The sequence below is a fragment of the Nonomuraea sp. SYSU D8015 genome, assembly GCF_008065375.1.
Taxonomy (GTDB): domain Bacteria; phylum Actinomycetota; class Actinomycetes; order Streptosporangiales; family Streptosporangiaceae; genus Nonomuraea.
Genome location: NZ_VJYI01000017.1, coordinates 1 through 18,126, shown reverse-complemented (window position 1 = coordinate 18,126; position 18,126 = coordinate 1). Strand labels below are relative to the sequence as shown.

The following is an 18,126-nucleotide window of genomic DNA, read 5'->3' as shown; positions in this document are numbered from 1 at the left end:
GGGCCGGTGGGCACGTGATGCATCCCCTCTTTTCGTTGCGCTGTCAGCCCACGATCAGGTGCTCCTGGGGCAGTACGTAGCGGCGGTCACGCTCGCGCAGCGCCAAGGCCGAGCCCAGCGTGAGGGGACCGGTCCGGCCGATGAACATCAACACGATCAGCAGCAGCTGCCCCGCCGCAGGAAGGCCGGCGGTGATACCCAGGGACATGCCGACCGTGCCGAAGGCCGAGATGGCCTCGAACAGCACCTGATCCAGCGCATGGGGGCTGATCACCACCAGAAGATAGGTGGAGATCGCGACCAAGCTCACCCCCAACAATGTGATCGCGATGGCTTGGCGCTGGGCGGTGGCGGGGATCTGCCGGTGGCCGATGTTCACATCGGCGTACCCGCGCATCTCGGTCCACACCATGAAGATCACCAGTCCGAGAGAGGTCACCTTGATGCCGCCCGCGGTGCTTGCGCTACCGCCGCCGATGAACATCAGTAGGTCGCTGACCAGCCAGCTGGAGGGATTGAGCTGGGACAGATCGACGGTGTTGAACCCGCCGGTGCGCATCACGGTCAGGAAGAAGCTGGCAAGGAGCTTGTCCCAGTCGGCCAGCGGCCCCATGGTGCGGGGGTTGTTCCACTCGGTGGCCAAGAAGATCAGTGTGCCGGCCACGAGCAGCACGGCGGTGACGCCCACGGTGATGCGGGTGAGGACCGACCAGCGTCTGGGATGGCGCCACTGCCGCCACAGCTCGAACACGACGGGAAAGCCGAGCGCGCCCGCGAGGACGGCCAGCGCGATGGTCAGGCAGATCCATGGGTCGGTGGCGAAGCGCACCAGGCTGTCGGGCCATAGGGCGAAGCCGGCGTTGTTGAAGGCCGACATCGAGTGGAACGCGCCCAGATAGATGGCGCGGCCCAGGTCATGGTCGTAGGCGGTGGCGAACCGGACGGTCAGCACGATCGCCGCCATCGCCTCGATCGTCAGCGTGAACAGCACCACGTTGCGCACCACGCGGCGCAGGTTCGGCGTGCCCAGCGCCTTGCTCTCGGCTTGAGCCAGCAGCCTGGCGCGCAATCCCAGGCGGCCCGAGACGAGCAGGGCGAACAGCGTGCCCAGCGTCATGATGCCCAGCCCGCCGGCCTGGAACAGCAGGGCGATCACGACCTCACCGAACGTCGACCACGTGGAGGCGGTGTCGACCACGACCAGGCCGGTCACGCAGACTGCCGAGGTGGCGGTGAACAGGGCGGTCAGCCAGTCGACCGAACCCGGCGTGTCAGTGGAGACCGGCATCTTCAGCAGCAGCGTGCCGATGAGGATGGTCAGGGCGAAGACGCCGACCACGACCTGCCCGGGATGCTGAAACCTGCCGAAGAGACCGGTGAATCCGAGGGCCGGCCCGCCCCGCTCCCTGCGCACCCTCATTCCGGTCTCACTCTCGGACGCAGCCGGCCGACGCGGTCACGGGAACGAGCCGCCACGAACGTGGTGAGCCTTCAGAAAGCCTTGGCACGTGAACCGCCCGCAGGATCGGCAGGCGCATGATCAGCAATGCGACCACAGACGACCCACCTGCGCAACCGCCATCGCGCCCAGACGATGGGCGACACCACACGAGCTCAGGCACCCCGGCGGTCGCGTTCCGCCTCGGCGTGGCGGGCCACCACCGGCTGCCGGCGACTCGGCCTGCGCGATGGCGGTGTTGACCAGGCCGTCCGCCACATGATCGGCGGACGGACCACGGCTCCCCATACCAGCGACTCCATTCCCGACGCACGGCTCCATTACTCCCCATTCCGCGAATGTCCGCGTACGTTTACAGCAGTTCGGCGAAGCGTTCGACCCGGTCCGTACGGCCGGAAACGATGATCACATCGCCATGCCCGAGCTCGGTCTCCGCGGTTGCGTAGGTGAACTCCTCCCCTTGGGCCTTGACGGCCACGACCGTGACACCGTATTGGCGACGCAGGCCAGATTGCCCGAGCGGAATGCCGACGAACTCCTTCGGAGGACGCATCTTCGCCAACGCGAAGTTCTCATCCACCTGCATGTAATCGAGCATCCGGCCGCTGACCAGATGAGCCACCCGCTCTCCCATGTCGTGCTCGGGAAACACCACGTGATGAACGCCGACCCGGCGCAGGATCCGCCCGTGCTGCCGGCTGACCGCCTTGGCCCAAATATGGTCGATTTCCAGCTCGACGAGCAGGGAAGCGGTCAGGACGCTCGCTTCGAGGTCACTTCCGATCGCCACCACGGCGCGGTGGAAATCGGGCACGCCGAGCTGCCGCAAGGCAGCCATGTCGGTGGAATCCGCCGTGGCGATGTCGGTGATCTGCCCCGCAAGGGCCTGCACGTGTTTGGGACTGTTGTCGATGCCCAGTACTTCGGTGCCGCGCTGGGTAAGCTCGATGGCGAGTGCGCTGCCGAACCGTCCCAGTCCGATCACCGCCACGGGATCCCTCTTCTTGTCCACCAGCGATGCCCCCTCTCCTCCGGTACGTGGTAACGGCGGGTGCGTTCTCTTGAACCAGGCAGAGCCCACGGCGACAAGCACCGTCCCGCCGATGAGCGTCGGGGGCGACGAGGCGCATCAAGCTCTCGGACCACCACGCGAATCCCGCGGACATCGCGGCGAACCATGCCGCCGGCCAGCACGCCGACTCCCCGGCTCGGTGGCGAGCCGCAACCTGAGCAGCGCGGTGCCCATCAGGACAGCTACCCCGAACCTGGTGACGATCACCTGGTCCGGATACGGGAAACGGCGAGGAGTCCATGCGGCCGTTTCATGGTGCACCCCCGCGTTCGCGGAGCCGGCCGAAGTACGCTGGAACATCAGCCTCATCGTCGCCGAAGCCCGCTACATCGGTTTCTGATCGCCAGTCCTCGGCAAGAAGGCATCTGGCACGTGTTCCAGCCCTTCAGTCCGCTGATCCGGATCCAGGCCGGGCGCGAGGTGACCATGGCCAGTGGTCCGGCGAGGGCCGCGGCGGTCCGCCTTCCGCGACGGCCACCAAAGTCATGCAAACGCCTCAGCGCCCAAGACGCTGACGCACGCGCTGGAAGACCTCGCGATGATCCTCGAGGGGGTCACTTCGCGTCATCCCGGCGGCGAAGAGCACGATCCCGAAGCCCGGCGCCGGACTCGCTTCACCGGATCGTGCTCTCCACCCTCCGTCATGCGCTGGGTCACTACTGAGGCATGAGCACCTTGTCGATGACGTACACGGTGGCATTGGCCGTCGGGATGTTGCCGCAGACCACTTTCGCGTCGTTGATCGTAAGGTCGTCCCCCGAGCCCTTCACGGTCAGCTCCCGGCCCTGCAGGGTCTTGAGGGTGGCGTCCTCCAGGTCGGCGGGCGCCTTCTTGCCCTCCACCACGTGGTAGGACAAGATCCTGGTGAGCAGTTCCCTGTCCTTCATGACCGCGTCCCGCCTCTCCTGCGGGATCGCCTCGAAGGCCTCGTTGTTCGGCGCGAAGACCGTGATGTCCTTGGCGGCGTTCAAGCGGTCGGCCAGACCGGCCTGCTCCACCCCGTCCGCCAGCATGGACAGTTCGGGGACCTCAGAGATCGCGGTCCCGACCGGCTGGTCGGCGATGCCGGCGAGGCTGTCCTCGATCGCGCTGCATCCGGCCCCGAACGGGCTGCCCTCCGGTGAGGGCGACATGTCCGGAGATGCCGGCGGAGACATGTCCGGAGATGTCGGCGGAGACATGTCGGGAGAGGGTGGTGGCGAGATCTCTGGCGAGGGTGCGGGTGAGGCGGACGCGCCGGCGGCGCCGGCCATGGTTGCGGCAAGCGCCAAGGCCGCCGCGAGAAGCATGCGTTTCACGGTGATCCCTCCCAGCCCTGTGGAAGCCCGCTGTGACGTGTCCACTCCAGGATCGCCGCCACGACCGCGCATAGAGGCCACGACCAGGGCAAACGAGCTCAATAAGCCGTTGGACGTCGCCCCGGAGGTGGCGATCCAAACTCCCCGGCAGGTCTAGAGCGCACATGCCCATGCAGGGTCCCCCCGTTCAAGGGGTGACTCCGGGCTGCGAAGAAGAGACCGTCCACGGTGAGCGATGGCCGGGGAGCTCCGGCCTGCAGCCGTAATCGCCCGTAACCGTCAGGTAAGCCATGTGTAAGATCTTGAAGGCGGATCTCGCCATAACGTCCTTTGGGTCACGTCCCCCCGAAGGAGCACACGTAATGCGCCCTGTCCAACTGCTAGCAGGACTGACCGCTCTCTGCGCCGGCATGGTCGCCTTGCCATCCGCCGCACAGGCGGAGCCCATGACGACGTGGATGGTGAAAATCCAGAATCTGACGCCGTCGGGATCCCAGCCGTTGTCACCGCCCGTTGTCGTCGTCCACTCGCCCAGCGTCCATGTGTGGCAGATCGGCCGGTTCGCCAGCCGTGGCGTCGCCGCGGTCGCCGAGGACGGCGACGCGCCGAGACTGATCAAGGAGGTGTCCGGGCGGCCGGGCGTGCGTGACGCGTTCGCCGCCGCGGGCGCTCCGATCGCGCCGGGCAAAACTGTGACGTTCCAGGTCAAGGTACGGCCAGGCGACCGCGTCAGCATCGTCAGCATGCTCGTCAACACCAACGACGGCTTCACCGGCGTGGATGCGTTGCGGCCCCGGCCAGGCTCGGTCCGGACCATGGCCTACGACGCGGGCACCGAGAAGAACCTCGAGACCAAAGCCACCATCCCCGGTCCATGCTGCGGCAACCCGATGGTGCGTGCACCCGAGAAGAGGCCGATCAGCAAGCACAAGGGGATCATGGCCTGCGGTGACCTGGATCGCGATACGTACGGCTGGAGCGGCCCGGTCGCCAAGCTGACTTTCGCGCGTTGACGAGCCGGCCGCCAACGGAACTGCTGAGATGACAGGTCGCTCGGCCCGGCCCGGCTTCGGCCGAGCGACCTGACGCCGCGGCACTCCATGGAAGACCCTCTTCTGATTCCGCGACAAGCTCGCCGGCGGTTGGCCATCACCGTGGTGTACTCCGGCTTGGCGCGTTCGGCCGGAGTGAGTGGAGCGGCACGTCGGCCATCCCGGGCGCCCTCGAAACCGTGGTGGTTGTTCACCCTTGGGTCGCGGGGGCGCACACCCGGCGGTAGGGCAGCTCGGGGACGAACCGGCGCCATTCCTCCGGCGACAGCTCACGGCCCGCGAGCGCGCATACCGCCGTCGCCGTCCGTCCCGGATCCACGTTCTCCGCCCGCACCTCACCCCGCACCCCGACCGTGTACAGCAGCCCGTCTGAGGGTGCGAAGGCCAGGTCCACCGCTTCCTCGCCTGCGGTGAACGCCCCCATGGAACGTCCCGTCGCCACATCCCACATGCGGACTCCGGCCGGGGTGGACGCCGCCAGCGTGCGGCCGTCGCGGGAGAAGGCGGGCGTCGACGCAGACCTCACCGCCAGCCGTACCCCCGACGGCCGCCAGGTCCGAGCGTCCCACAGTGTGATCCCCGCAGGTCCGGCCATCGCCAGCGATCTACCGCCGGGGCCGAAGACGGGGATGCCCGCGTCCACCCGCCGCGTCACTCGACCCGACGGCATCTCCACCACCGCTCCGTTTCCGGCGACCAGTGTCCGTCCGTCAGGATTGAACGCCACCGGTTGATGGGCAGGCACCTCCCGCAACAGTGCCCCCTCCTTCGCGCGCCATCGCCACAGCTCCATCGGCGCTCCGTCGCCCACGTCCAGATCGCCCACCTGGGTGGGAGAGACGGCCAGCCAGGAGCCGTCCGGGCCGAACTCCAGCTCCGACACCCCCTCCAGCTGCTGCTTGATCGCGAACACCGCCAGCACTGTGAGATCGGCCGCGTCCAGGACCGCCACCGACGTCTTCTCCGGGTCGGCCCCCGGCAGGTTCAGGAATCCGCCCACCGCGACCAGCGAGCCGTCGGGGCTGACCGCCACCTGGCAGCAGGAGGGGTCGCCCGCGCCGTTTCCGGCGGCGACCCGCAGCGACCGTGGCGACCCGCCGGTCTCCGCGTGCCGCACCTCCAGCCGAGTCCCTCTGACCGCTGCGGCCGTGGTGTCGCCCACGGCGCCCTTCACCGGTACGGCGGCCCGCGCGCCGCCCGGCTCGGCCGTCCGCAACGTCAGCACCGTCCCATTCGGGCCCAGCAGCCGCAGCGTCCTGCCGTCGGCGCCGAACGCGGAGGGCGCCTCCACCCCGGACGTCGCGAACGGCAGCCGCGAGAGCTGACTGCCGTCCGAGGTCCGGTACACCGCGATCTCCCCGTCGTCGTCCGTCACCAGCAACGCCCCGTCCGGCGACAGCGCCGCTGTACGCGTGCCCGCGCCGTCGGCGAACGTCCAGTTCAGGTTGCGGCCGCCGGCGAGATCCCAGAAGTTGACGGCGCCATCGCGCACCGTGGCGAAGACCTTGCCGTCCGCGCTGAACAAGGCGTTCGTGACGTCCCTCTCGTCCGGCAGGAACTCCAGCGCGCGCCGCCTGCCAGACGCCAGGTCCCACACCCGCACCTGCGAGGCGCCGCCGGAGTTCAGGCCCACCGCCGCGTACCTGCCGTCCGGGCCGAGCTCCTCCACCAGGCCGCCCCCTGGCGCGCGGAGGGCCCGCCGGGTGCGCAGATCCACCCACACCGGGTTCGGCGCCCCTGTGCCCGAGGGCAGACGGAGGAACCGGCCGTCGGCACTGAACCGCATGGACCCCTCCACCAGGAACGAGTAGCCGCCGCCGAATCCGGCGCCGACCGGCCGCCCCGACCGCACATCCCACAGCCGCACCGACCGCTCGTCGCGCAGTGCCAGCAGCGAGCCGTCGTGGTTCAGCGCCGCCTGCCGCGCACCCGTGCTCACGCCCTTCACCCGCCCGGCCTGCCGGTGCGTGGCAACATCCCACACCGTCGCCACACCGTCGCGAACCCCGGCCAGCATCGTGCCCGTGGTGTTCAGCGTGTACAGCGTGCCCGGAGCCGCGTCCGGAGGGGAGAAGACGTCCCGGGCCGGATGCGCCAGCGCCTCGCGCAACCCTGCCCGCGTCTCCGGTTCCTGCGGGCCGATCCGCCACGCCGCCACGTTCAGCAGCATCGCCGTGCGCGGATCGGCCACCCGCATCGCCTCCGCCCGCACCGCCAGCGACCGTGCCAGCGCCCGTTCCAGATGCGCCGCCACCGCCGCCCGCTCGGTCACCGCTTCGCGCCGCTGCACCTCGGCGTACCCGCCCGCGCCCGACGCGACCAACGTCAGCGCCGCCAGCGCGGCCGTCACCTGGCGGCGCCGCCGCACCCGCCGCCCCGCCGCAGCCAGCCCCTCGGTCAGGAACCGGTCCTCCAGCGGGCTCAGCATCACATGGCGCCGCCCGCCGGTCGCCCACGTACACGCGATCTCCAGCGCGCTGCCCTGGTAGAGGTCGCCCGGGCGGCGATCGTGGGAATCCCACAACCGCGCGGCCTCACTCAGCCGCCGGTGGATCGCCAGCCCCGGCCGCTCCTCCTCCAGCCACCCCCGTAATCGCGGCCACGCCCGCGGAAGCGCCGCGTTCGCCAGCCGCACTCCCGCGTCCTGCCTGACCACCAGCCCAGCCTCGAGCAAGGCCCACAGGACCGCCTCGTGTCCGGGCCGGCCCTCGCTCACCTCCGCCGGGTCGGCGGTCCGCGGCGTGTCCTCGCCCCCGTCGCCCGTCTGGATCAACCGCAGCAACACGTCCGGCACCACCGCCCGCTCGGCGGGGGAAAGAGAGTCGTACGTCCGCTCCGCCACCGCCCCCAGCGGCGGCGAGGAGACCATCACCGCGGGCCGCGCCTGCGCCGCCGCGCTGAATCCCCGGTCCAGCAGCGCCCCGCCGGACCCGTGCCCGCCGCGGCCGCTCAGCAACTCCAGCAGCAGTTCCCGCGCCGCAGGGCGGTCCTGCGCCTGCTTGGCCAGGGCACGCCGCACAGCGGAGCGCAGCACCGGCGGCAGCACCTCGGAGTCCGGCTCCAGCGTCAGCACCCGATGCATGACCGCGGCCGAGGTCGTCGCCTCGAACGGGCTGCGCCCCGTGGCCGCGAACAGCACCACGGCCCCCCACGCGAACACATCCGACGCCGGTCCCGCCCGCTCCCCTCTCAGCACCTCCGGCGACATGTACGGCGGAGTGCCCTGCACGTGGTTGGACGCCGACAGCGACATCTCCTCGGTGCGGGCGATCCCGAAATCGATCACACGCGGCCCCTCGGGGCTCAGCAGCACGTTGTCCGGCTTGAGATCCCGATGCACCACCCCCGCCTCGTGGATCGCCACCAGCGCGGTCATGATGCCGATCGCCAGGGCGTGCAACCGGTCGCCGGCGAACACGCCGCCCTCCGCCACCGCCCGGCGCAGGCTCGGCCCTTCGACGTACTCGCTCACCAGGTACGGTTCCTCGCCCGAGCCGTCCGCCGCGATCAACCGCGCGGTGCAGAACGACGCCACCCGCTGCGCCGCGGCCACCTCCCGGGCGAAATCCCGGCCCCGGGTCCCGCGCCGGAGCACCTTGACCGCTACCCGGCCGCCCGCGTCGTCGTAAGCCTCGTACACGACGCCCTGGCCACCCTCGCCCAGCCGCCGCGCCACCCAGTACCCGCCCAGCCGATCAGGATCACCCGCCGCCATCGCACCTCCACCCCGCCGACCGGCCGTCTGATCGCTGCCCCTCCAGGAGAGTACGACGCCACCGGCACGCCGTTGGTTGCGGACGACCGACGGCTCCCGGGCCCGGGGACACCGGCCGATGACCGCTCGTGGACGTTCGCCACAGTCTCGGACTGCCCGCCGGGCGGGGACCCCGATACGACCGCGCCCTCCATCCGCTCTCACAGCCCGGCGGCGGACGGATGTGGATGACCAATGGACCTACAGGGGCGGTGGACCTGTGGAGCACCGCGTCTGACCGACCCCGGCGTCCGGCCGGCGAACGCCGAGGACGGGAGAGGTCATCGTGTTCGGTGCAGCCATCCGGCCTGGCCCGGCTTAGCGGCGATCGGCCGGAGAACGGTTGAGTAGCCCTTACTCAGGCGAGCCGACGTGCTCCCGGCCTACCCTCGCGTCGTAGGTGGGAACCCACTCCAGCCCCTTTCCGAGGAGCGGTCTCGTGAATGCGAGCTTCATCGTCATAGCCGCTGTCGTGCTGGCGGTGGCGGCGTGGTGGTTGATCGACAAACGGCGCACGAGCCACGTCCGGAAACTGCCGACCTTGGCCCAAGTGACGCGCGAACAACTGCTTCCCCAATTCCAGGTCGTGGCGCTCGGCGCCGCAGGTTCCGGCAAGACCGCTCTTCTCGCCAGCCTCCATCACGAACTGCAGACCCCGGCCGGTCGCGGCTATTACCTCACGCTTGCCGATCCGTCGGCGCGTGAGCTGACCGGGATCTATCTGCAACTCGCAGACCCCGGACAGAAGTGGCACGCCGGCACGAGAGCCGGTCAGGAGCGGGAATTCGTCTTCACGTGCGTCTCCCGATCCGGCCACCAGGAATTGGCCAGGATCACATACGTCGACTACGCCGGAGAGCTTCTCACCGAGATCCAGCCCGACGCCGATGAGTCGGTCGACAGGTTGCAGGCCTACATCCGGGATGCGCACGCCCTTCTGCTGATCATCGACGGTCTCCGCCTCTACCAGTACTTCGCCGGGCAACCGCAGGGCGCGATCCGTCTGGAGGAGGCGATCTCCACCTTCGTCAGGACGGCCTACCGAGCCTCCTGCCCCGTGCACTTCGTCATCACCAAATGGGATCTCCTCGAATCGATCGGCGCCGACGACCGGGACCGGCTCAGGAAGGTCAGAGACCTCCTGCTGTCCAATCCCCACTTCAGGTCGCTCGTCACAGAACATTCCCGCGACCGGATCATCCGGTTGATCCCCGTCTCCGCCGTCGGCTCCGGCTTCGCCCGGGTCGACGAGCACGGACACGTCGTCAAGCAACCGACTGCCTCGGCCAAGCCGCAGTTCGTCGACCTCCCACTCGCGACGGTGATACCGGACATCTTCCGGCAGCTGGAACTGCAGACGAGCAGGACCGCGCGAGAGACGCTCCTGGCGGAGATGGACAAACGCCTGGCCCTCGGCGCCGGCCATTGGCTCTCGGCACTCAAGCTCGGCATGGCGGGGCCCACTGGGGCCTTCATCAAGAACGCGTTGGGCACCGTACCCGTGGCAGGCACCCTGGGCGTGCACGGCATGGAGCTCTTCGTCCAATGGCTCAGCCGGCCCGCCCTGCAGCGGTACGACATCACCCAGGAGCAGTTACTGGAAGCGGGTGATGTCACCCAGCGCCTCCTGCTCGCCCGTCACACGGTGCTGGACGAGTTCGAGCGCAGGGTCGCCGCCTTGGAGAGCATCCTTCCAGAGTCCAACCTGTCAGACGGGCCACGGATGTGACCGCGGCCCGCGACGCCCAGACCTGGCTGCTGTTGTACGCACGGGGCAGGAGCCACGGCTATCGCCTGCTGATGGCTCCCGATTTCCTGAACACCGGGGCGGATCTGGGCCGGGTCGCGAGACTCGTCTCGCAACACCGGCCCGAACAAGTGGCGGTTCTGTCCGCCACGGGGACGCTGGCAGACGGACGGCGCGTACACGTCCTGTCACGCCCCTCGCGCCTGACACCTGAGGATCTGGGAACGGCGAGCGAGAGCGACGTTCTCGACGAGTACGGCAGGCCACTGGAGTTCACCTACGGCCTGCTCTCCCTCACAGGACAGCCCGAAGCCGACGACGACCTGTGGCGCCGATCGCGGGCCCAGGTGGTGGACGTCTACCGCGGGTTCCTCATCGCCGAGGAATCCTTTCCCCTCCAGAGCAGCCCAGCCTTCGTGATCCCGGTCACGGGGCCGGCCTCCGGAGCGGCCCGCGCGGGCACCGTCACGCGGGTGGTCACCGCTACGACGCTGAAGAGGGGAACCCTGGCCGCCACAGCCGCCGTTCTCGCCGTGATCTGTTTCGCCGCTCTTCGCGCGTGCGATGGCGAGACGCCACCACCGCCGCTTTGCCCTCCCACGTCCGGCACGACACCGAGTCCGACCGCCAGCGGATTGAGCACCCTACGCCCGGCACCCATGGGCCCGACCTGCCATTCCGCAGGTCAGAACACTCCATGAAGGTTCGGCAACCGCACGGTGGCAGTGCCGGGCTGCGACGGCGCGTGACGGGGCGTACGATCACGCACCGGGCCCGGCCGACGTCACTCCCGGCCGGACCCGAACCGACGCCGCCCCGCCCCATTTGCGTTGCGCAGGCGCGCTGCCCTGCGCCCGACCGGCCGTACATCGCTCCCTTCGAGCTCGTAATCTGGGAGCCGACCTGCTGATCAGGACGCGGTGCGCGACCATTGCTGGTTGCCGCCGCCGTTCCACGGATACTGCTTCACCTCGGCGTTGTCGGCCGTCGAGGCGCTGACCGCGTCCATCACCTTGCCGCTGTGGCAGGCGGTGATCCGGTAGTACGTGGGCGCCGTCCCTCCGTCCAGCCCCACGAATAGCGCAGCCGGTCCCTGCCGGAGGCGTTTGTGGTGGAGAGGGAGAGGTTCGTGCCGCTGCCATTGATGGCCTGCAGGCGGTACCAGTCGTTGGGCCGTACGCCGGGCCAGTAGACGGTGCCCAGCTGGAGCGCGCGAGCCTCGGCCGCCACCCTCCCGCAGGACTCCTCGGTGGTCCGGCTCGTGTCGAAGAACTGGTAGATGTGACGTGAGGTCAGAGTGCCGTCAAAGCGGCTGTCACTGCCGATCGTGATGAGCCGCTGGTTGTAGCCGGCCCCGCTGATGATGACCCTGCCGCGCGGCACGCCGGGGTGGCTGGCCGGCCATTGGGCGGCCAGGTTCTTCCAGCCGGCGTCGCTGTAGGCGTACGGCTCGTTCATCGGCTCGCAGTAGACCAGACCTGTGCCGCCGTACTCGGCGACGATGGTCTGCCACATGGACCAGAACTGGTTGAGATGTCCACCGTGCCGTTGCGCGAACTGGCGCTCTCCCAGTAGCTCAGGATGACCTTCATCCCCTTGCTGACGGCCATGGCGATGGCGCCGGTGTAGGAGTTCCAGTACGAGCCCGTCACGGTCGCGTAGTTCACCGGAACCGCACGGTTGCGACGGCGGCCGATCGGAGTCGTTTCATCGTCATGATGATGTCCTTGGTCAGAGGGCCGCAGATGCGGTGTTCGAGCAGCGCGCCGTCGCGCCCTGCGAGAGACGTCACGTCAGCGGGTCCGCGAGCAACCGTCCGGGCCACCTGCCTCTCACCGAGCAAAACGCCCGCACCAACATTGTCAAGAGGGCGTTGACTTTAGGGTATTGACCGCCGCGATGTTAGCGATCACACTGTCCGTAACAACGCTCAGCCGCAGCCGTTCAATCATTGAAACATGTCGTACGCGACCTCTGGGCACAGAAATGTTAGCGCTAACACTATGATCGCCGACCGGCGAAGGGGGCGCCTGTGGCCCCACCATCCCTGATCCTGCTCACCGGTATGGCCGCGCTCGTGATCTTCAGCGGCGAACTCGTGGCAGCCGATCCGGTGTACGCGGCGGCATTGCCGACCGGCGCCCGTTCGCTGGAGTCGGTCAACTATCCGGGCCGCTACGTGGGACACCTCGGCGCCCTGGGCCGGCTCGACCCCGTCACATCGAGCAGCACGCCCCAGGTCAAGCAGGAGGCCACCTTCACGGTCGTGAACGGCCTGGCCTCGCCGGCCTGCTTCTCGTTCCAGGCCCAAGACGGCCGGTTCCTGCGGCACCGAGACTGGCGGCTGCGGGTCGACGCCAACACCGGGGACCCGACCTTCCGGGCCGATGCCACGTTCTGCGCGGAGGACGGCTCGGTTGCCGGCTCGGTCTCGCTCGCCTCGTACAACTACCCGGACCGCCGCATCCGGCACCGCGACTTCGCGTTGTGGCTGGACACCTCCCAGGACACCGCGATCTTCCGCGCCGACAGTTCCTTCCGCATCACCACGCCGTGGGCGCCCAAGACGAACAAGGGCCCGGTCATCCCCGGACTGTTCGCCGACCCGCATCTCACCACCTTCAACGGCCGCTACTACCTCTATCCGACCACCGACGGGTACGCGGGCTGGAGCGGCGCCTACTCCAAGGCGTTCTCCTCCACCGACCTGGTGAACTGGACCGACCACGGCGTGATCCTCGACCACGGGCCCGACGTGTCCTGGGCGGACGACTCGGCCTGGGCGCCGGCGGTCGCGGCACGGAACGGCCGGTACTACCTCTATTTCAGCGGCGGCCTGGCCGGGGGCGCCAAACAACTGGGCGTGGCGGTGGCCGACTCCCCCACCGGCCCGTTCCGCGACGCACTGGGCCGACCGCTGATCACCAGCGGTCAGTTCTCCGGCGGCCAGGCGATCGACCCGATGGTGTTCACCGATGACGACGGCCGGTCCTACCTGTACTGGGGACAGGGCGTCGCCCGGGTCGTGCCGCTGAACAGCGACATGGTCTCGTTCGACCCGGCGCGGGTCCGCACGATCACGCCGTCCGGCTACAAGGAGGCGCCGTTCGTGTTCAAGCGCAACGGCACCTATTACTTCATGTGGTCGGAGAACGACACCCGCAGCGAGGACTACCGGGTGGCGTACGCCACCGGGTCCACACCGCTCGGGCCGTGGACCAAGCGCGGCGTCGTGCTGCAGAAGCGACTGGAGGCCGGCATCAAGGGCACCGGCCACCACTCGGTCGTCCAGGCGCCCGGCACGGATACCTGGCACGTCGCCTACCACCGGTTCGCCGTGCCGGCCGGCAACGGCACCAACCGGGAGACCACGATCGACCGGATGGAATTCAACACAGATGGCATGATCCGCCCCATTGTGCCCACTCTCTGAGGAGACGCGCATGTCGAGAGGCTTATCCCGGATGGGCGTGGTGCTCGCCACCGCCTGCCTGGTGTTCGCGTCGTTGACGATGGCCACCCCGAAGAAGGCGGCCGCCCTCGACCCGTTCACCGGGTACCTGATGGCGCACTTCACGGGGGAATCGGCGAACGGCGAGCAGATCTACCTCGCCCACAGCGACGACGGACTGCACTGGACCGACCTGAACAACGGCGCGCTGATCCTGCGCTCCACCATCGGCACGCGAGGCGTGCGCGACCCCGCCCTCGTCCGTTCCCCCGCCGGCGACCGCTACTGGATCGTCGCCACGGACCTGCGCATCGCCAGCGGCACCTCCTGGAGCGACGCCGCGAACCGGGGCAGCACCTCGCTCGTGGTGTGGGAGTCGCGCGACCTGGTGAACTGGTCCGCCCCATGGCTGATCAACGTCGCGGGCGGCATCCCCGGCGCCGGCAACGCCTGGGCGCCCGAGGCCATCTACAACCCCGCGACCGGCGACTACGTCCTGTACTGGGCGACGAACTCGCCGCGCAACGGCGTGACCAAACACCGCATCTGGTACACCCGCACCACCGACTTCCGCAGCTTCACCGCACCGCAGCTCTACATCGAGCGCGGCGGCACCCAGGGCGTCATCGACACCCAGATCATCGAGGTGCCGGGCAGCGTCGGCGGGTACCGGTACTACCGGGCCTCGGCGGACGGCCACATCACGATCGAGGCGAGCAACTCGATCCTGGGATCCTGGACGCCCCTCGGAAACCTGTCGCACATGGGCATCTCCAACGGCACGGGCGGCGGCAACGTCGTGGAAGGCCCGATGTGGGCGCAGTTCAACGGCCGCAACGAATGGGCCCTGTGGCTGGACCAGTTCGCCACCGGCCGCGGCTACATGCCCATCACCTCGGCCAACCTCGGCAGCACGCAGAACTTCCGCACCCGCTCCGACTACGGCATGGGCGTCAACCGCAAGCGGCACGGCTCCATCCTCAACCTGACCGCCGCCGAAGAGAGCCGCGTGCTCGGCCGCTGGGGCACCACCGTCCCGATCAACCGCATCCAGTCCTACAACTTCCAGGACCGGTACGTCCGGCACGCGAACTTCGACGTGCGCATCGACGCGAACGTCAGCCCGGCCCAGGACGCGCAGTTCCGGCTGGTGCCCGGACTGGCCGGCGGCTCCGGCACCGTGTCGTTCGCGTCGGTGAACTTCCCCGGCTACTACCTGCGGCACTACAACTTCGACTTCGTCCTGGCTCCCGACGACGGCACCGCCACCTTCGCGGCCGACGCCACCTTCCGCCAGGTCGCCGGGCTCGCCAACGCGTCGTGGACGTCCTTCCAGTCGTACAACCATCCCGACCGGTACCTCCGCCACTACGACTACCTGCTCAGGCTCGACCCGATCACCGATGCCCAAGGCCGTGACGACGCCACCTTCCGTGTGACGACTTAACCCCGACGGTCGCCGACCCGGCCCCCTGCTGACGGGGCCGGTCGGCGCTTCAGGCGCTCCCGCTTGAAATACGCCTCAAGTTCCTTGGGGTCTCTTCGGTCTCCTTAGCGCCAGGACCTGGGATTGTTTGCAGCGCGCCAAGACGGGCGACGCCTACAACGGCAACGTCTTCACCAGGCGCGTGGGCAGCGACGCCCGATCAAGATGGGCACATTGCGGTGCCCGGCGGGAGGCCGGATGGAACGCCGCATACCGTACACGCGAGATGGATGCGCGACGCTCCCGGGGATCCGGTAGGGCTAGTCTCACGGCGGGTCGGCGAAGAGGCCGACCAGGTCGTCCATCCGGATGATCAGTACGGTCAGCACGGCCGCGACGAACAACCCCAGCGCGAGCCCGGCGGGCTCCAGCGGCCCGGCGCCGGCGAAGACGCCGCCCGCGCCGCCGGCCAGCGACACGGCGAGCAGGATCGTGTTACGCACGATGTGGCGCGGCCCCAGAGTCCTGCTGGAAGCGCCGAAACACAGGCACGGCGCGGTGGTGCCGCGCCGGACGGCCGCGGAGATCGTGCCGATGAAGACCGCCAGCACGGCGGCCGCGAGCACGAAGCCGGCCGGCACGGTGGCGGGCACGGCCAGCGCCACGACCACGGCGACCTCGGCCACGAGGATGCCGGCAGCGGCCGCGGTGACCGAGCCGCGGGGCACGATCCCCAGCCGCCTGATCGAGGTGGCGAACTCCGCGAAGGGCGCCCGGCCGCGCAGCTTGCTCAGTGCCGACACCGCGAACACCAGACCCAGCAGCGAACGGCAGATCAGGACCGCGTAGTCCAATGTTAGGCTCCCTTGTCCAGCGCGCCCGGGTCCGGCCAGGGCGACAGGCGGATGGTTCGTCCACGCGACCCGGAGGTGTGGCCATGGTCGCCATTCTCGTCGGCGTCGGCGTCGGCGTGCTGGGCGCCGCGGCGTTCGCCGGTCTGCGCCATGTCCGGCGCACCTATTTCGTCGTCACCGTCTCCGGCCGCAGCATGGAGCCGACCTTGCTGGAGGGCGACCGGGTGCTGGCGCGCCGCGTGCCCGTCTCCGCTGTCCGCGCCGGGCGCGTCGTCGTGTTCGGCAGCGCCACGGCCGACCGGTGGATCGTCAAACGAGCGGTCGCCCTGCCCGGCGACCCCGTCCCGCGCGGAAAGGGACTCGACCTGCCGCCCAGCACCGGCGACATCGTGCCCAGCGGGCAGATGGTGGTGCTCGGCGACAACCCGGCCGAGTCCACCGATTCCCGGAATTTCGGCTTTCTGTCGACGGAGTGGTTGCAGGGGGTCGCGATTCGCCGGATCGGCGCCACCGCGGGCGACCAGCCACTCGACCTGCACTGACGCCGCGCACCACCGGTCTGGTCCAGGAATTCTCGCCGGGTTCGAAGTCGCCAGGCCTGCCGTCCACGGGGACGCGGCCGCCGGGGTAGGCGTCGACGAAGGACATGTAGTACCAGTCGCCGTTCTGGGTCTGGACGAGCCCGCCCTGGTGGGGGACTCCGCCGCCGGAGATGGGGCCGGGCATGTTGAGCAGGAAGTGGAACGGCGACGCTGTCGCCGGTAGCCGTGCCGGCGGATGAGCTCCTCCACGGCGGCGCGGGTTTCGGACGACACTGCGGAACGGCCGTTCACGACCTTGGAATCGCCGCGCTGCTATCCCCTAGCCTGCCCGCGCAGGCCCCCGTGCTTCACGTGATGACGTGGAACGTCTGCGCGGGCACGTACAACAGCTGCCCTCTCTTCCGCCGCACCACCGCCGAGCTGGCCTGGCACGTTGCCGTGCTGGCCACCAAGGCGGACGTGGTCTTCCTCCAGGAGTTCTGCACGGGCGCGGACGCCGACCTGGAGCGCGAGCTGGAGGCACGCACCGGCCGGGCGTGGAGCATCAAGTCGGCCGGGTTCGCCCATCCGGACGGCTCGCCGTACCAGTGTTCCCCCGACTGGAACGGCAGAGCGCGCGGGGTGCAGGGCGTCACACTGGCCGTAGCCGAGCAGGACGCCCGCTTCGAAGTACACGCGCTGACCTCGCCGCCATGGGGCACCCGCAGGTACGCGGTCTGTACGGCCGACCGAGCGTTCTGCACCGCGCACTTCTCGTCCGGCTCGATCTACGACGACAGGCAGAAGGGCGCGCCCTACCGGCACAGCCAGCTTCGTGAGCTGTTCAAACTCGGCCGGGGTGTCGTCGGCGGCGACCTCAACCTGGTGCCGCGCGATGCCGCCAGCGCCTACGAGGGCCGCGACGAATGCGACCCGCGCAACCGCTGGACCTACGTCACCCGCAAGCGGAAGATCGACTATGTGTTCGCCGGCGACGGCCGCATCCGAGATTGCTTCGTCGACTACGCCAGGAAACGATGGTCGGACCACGTACCGATGCACGCGTGGGTGGCGCGGTAGGAAGAGGTCGTGGTCTTGAGAGCCGCAGGTGGGAGAGGGGATATCTGCCCTCCCTCCGATCCCTCCCCCTAGGGAACGTGAGGCGATCTCATGCACCTCAGGACCCCGCTCCCGGTCCACACGTCCACCCCGCCAGACACTATGATCATTAACAGCGTCGACGGCTGGTCCTCGGTTCCTCAACCCCGGAGCCGGTCACGCTCCCCATCCCGTACCTCGCTCCGCGCTGGCCCGTGCCGCGGACTGCGAGGGGTGCCACGGGCGGGGAAAGCGTGATCACTGACGAGGGGCGTTGCCGGTCACTCGGCGGGCCGGGGCCCCGCGGCGCGGCGGAGCCGGTTGGCGATCGCCAGGCCCAGCCCCTCCTCCACCGGCAAGGACGCGACGATGAGGTCGCAGCCCCGCTGGTCGA

Annotated in this window: 16 protein-coding genes; 8 read left to right on the top strand and 8 right to left on the bottom strand. The window is 69.3% G+C overall.

Annotation, left to right across the window (positions count from 1 at the left end; translation table 11 throughout):
* Positions 1-43: 43 nt before the first annotated feature.
* Positions 44-1,420, bottom strand: coding sequence for a TrkH family potassium uptake protein (locus tag ID574_RS44800; protein ID WP_188195159.1), 1,377 nt, complete (start codon positions 1,418-1,420; stop codon positions 44-46).
* 391 nt (positions 1,421-1,811) lie between these two features.
* The gene (locus tag ID574_RS44795) at positions 1,812-2,474 is read right to left on the bottom strand and encodes a potassium channel family protein (protein WP_188195353.1); all 663 of its coding nucleotides are present in this window, start codon (positions 2,472-2,474) and stop codon (positions 1,812-1,814) included.
* A gap of 253 nt (positions 2,475-2,727) precedes the next feature.
* On the opposite strand from ID574_RS44795, the gene ID574_RS44790 reads away from it, so the two are divergent.
* The gene (locus ID574_RS44790) at positions 2,728-2,871 is read left to right on the top strand and encodes a hypothetical protein (RefSeq protein WP_188195158.1); all 144 of its coding nucleotides are present in this window, start codon (positions 2,728-2,730) and stop codon (positions 2,869-2,871) included.
* Between the two features lie 316 nt (positions 2,872-3,187).
* On the opposite strand, the gene ID574_RS44785 is transcribed toward ID574_RS44790, so the two are convergent.
* Complete coding sequence (locus ID574_RS44785; RefSeq protein ID WP_223167723.1) at positions 3,188-3,664, bottom strand: fasciclin domain-containing protein; 477 nt, start codon at positions 3,662-3,664, stop codon at positions 3,188-3,190.
* 467 nt (positions 3,665-4,131) lie between these two features.
* Between ID574_RS44785 and ID574_RS44780 the strand changes: the two genes are divergently transcribed.
* Positions 4,132-4,842: a spondin domain-containing protein gene (locus ID574_RS44780; protein ID WP_188195157.1), complete on the top strand. Its 711-nt coding sequence runs from the start codon at positions 4,132-4,134 to the stop codon at positions 4,840-4,842.
* A gap of 229 nt (positions 4,843-5,071) precedes the next feature.
* Here the strand turns inward: ID574_RS44780 and ID574_RS44775 are convergent, their stop codons facing one another.
* Positions 5,072-8,596 (bottom strand): serine/threonine-protein kinase, encoded by a 3,525-nt coding sequence (locus ID574_RS44775; protein WP_188195156.1) that lies wholly within the window; start codon positions 8,594-8,596, stop codon positions 5,072-5,074.
* A gap of 478 nt (positions 8,597-9,074) precedes the next feature.
* Here ID574_RS44775 and ID574_RS44770 point away from each other — a divergent pair, with 478 nt between their 5' ends.
* Together ID574_RS44770 and ID574_RS44765 are read left to right on the top strand one after the other, a co-directional pair.
* The gene (locus ID574_RS44770) at positions 9,075-10,364 is read left to right on the top strand and encodes a TRAFAC clade GTPase domain-containing protein (RefSeq protein ID WP_188195155.1); all 1,290 of its coding nucleotides are present in this window, start codon (positions 9,075-9,077) and stop codon (positions 10,362-10,364) included.
* Positions 10,361-11,083, top strand: coding sequence for a hypothetical protein (locus ID574_RS44765; protein ID WP_188195154.1), 723 nt, complete (start codon positions 10,361-10,363; stop codon positions 11,081-11,083). Before ID574_RS44770 ends, ID574_RS44765 begins: the two co-directional genes overlap by 4 nt.
* Positions 11,084-11,292: 209 nt before the next feature.
* On the opposite strand, the gene ID574_RS62020 is transcribed toward ID574_RS44765, so the two are convergent.
* Both ID574_RS62020 and ID574_RS60750 read right to left on the bottom strand, forming a co-directional pair.
* Complete coding sequence (locus ID574_RS62020; RefSeq protein ID WP_262496123.1) at positions 11,293-11,391, bottom strand: hypothetical protein; 99 nt, start codon at positions 11,389-11,391, stop codon at positions 11,293-11,295.
* Positions 11,391-11,897 (bottom strand): hypothetical protein, encoded by a 507-nt coding sequence (locus ID574_RS60750; RefSeq protein ID WP_223167721.1) that lies wholly within the window; start codon positions 11,895-11,897, stop codon positions 11,391-11,393. Before ID574_RS60750 ends, ID574_RS62020 begins: the two co-directional genes overlap by 1 nt.
* A 517-nt stretch (positions 11,898-12,414) precedes the next feature.
* On the opposite strand from ID574_RS60750, the gene ID574_RS44755 reads away from it, so the two are divergent.
* Both ID574_RS44755 and ID574_RS44750 read left to right on the top strand, forming a co-directional pair.
* Positions 12,415-13,815, top strand: a complete 1,401-nt coding sequence (locus tag ID574_RS44755; protein ID WP_223167720.1) for a family 43 glycosylhydrolase — start codon at positions 12,415-12,417, stop codon at positions 13,813-13,815.
* A gap of 10 nt (positions 13,816-13,825) precedes the next feature.
* Positions 13,826-15,280 carry a glycoside hydrolase family 43 protein gene (locus ID574_RS44750; protein ID WP_188195153.1) on the top strand — a complete coding sequence of 485 codons (1,455 nt, stop codon included), beginning with the start codon at positions 13,826-13,828 and terminating at the stop codon, positions 15,278-15,280.
* Positions 15,281-15,585: 305 nt separating this feature from the next.
* On the opposite strand, the gene ID574_RS44745 is transcribed toward ID574_RS44750, so the two are convergent.
* Entirely contained in the window at positions 15,586-16,113 is a 528-nt protein-coding gene (locus ID574_RS44745) for a MauE/DoxX family redox-associated membrane protein (protein WP_188195152.1), read from the bottom strand.
* An 83-nt stretch (positions 16,114-16,196) separates the two neighbouring features.
* Here ID574_RS44745 and lepB point away from each other — a divergent pair, with 83 nt between their 5' ends.
* Together lepB and ID574_RS44735 are read left to right on the top strand one after the other, a co-directional pair.
* Positions 16,197-16,655, top strand: a complete 459-nt coding sequence (gene lepB / locus ID574_RS44740) for a signal peptidase I (protein ID WP_223167719.1) — start codon at positions 16,197-16,199, stop codon at positions 16,653-16,655.
* 354 nt (positions 16,656-17,009) lie between these two features.
* Complete coding sequence (locus ID574_RS44735; protein ID WP_188195150.1) at positions 17,010-17,714, top strand: endonuclease/exonuclease/phosphatase family protein; 705 nt, start codon at positions 17,010-17,012, stop codon at positions 17,712-17,714.
* Positions 17,715-18,013: 299 nt separating this feature from the next.
* Here the strand turns inward: ID574_RS44735 and ID574_RS44730 are convergent.
* Positions 18,014-18,126, bottom strand: a 113-nt coding sequence (locus ID574_RS44730; protein WP_262496129.1) for a Sua5 family C-terminal domain-containing protein, incomplete at its 5' end; no start/stop codon positions are given.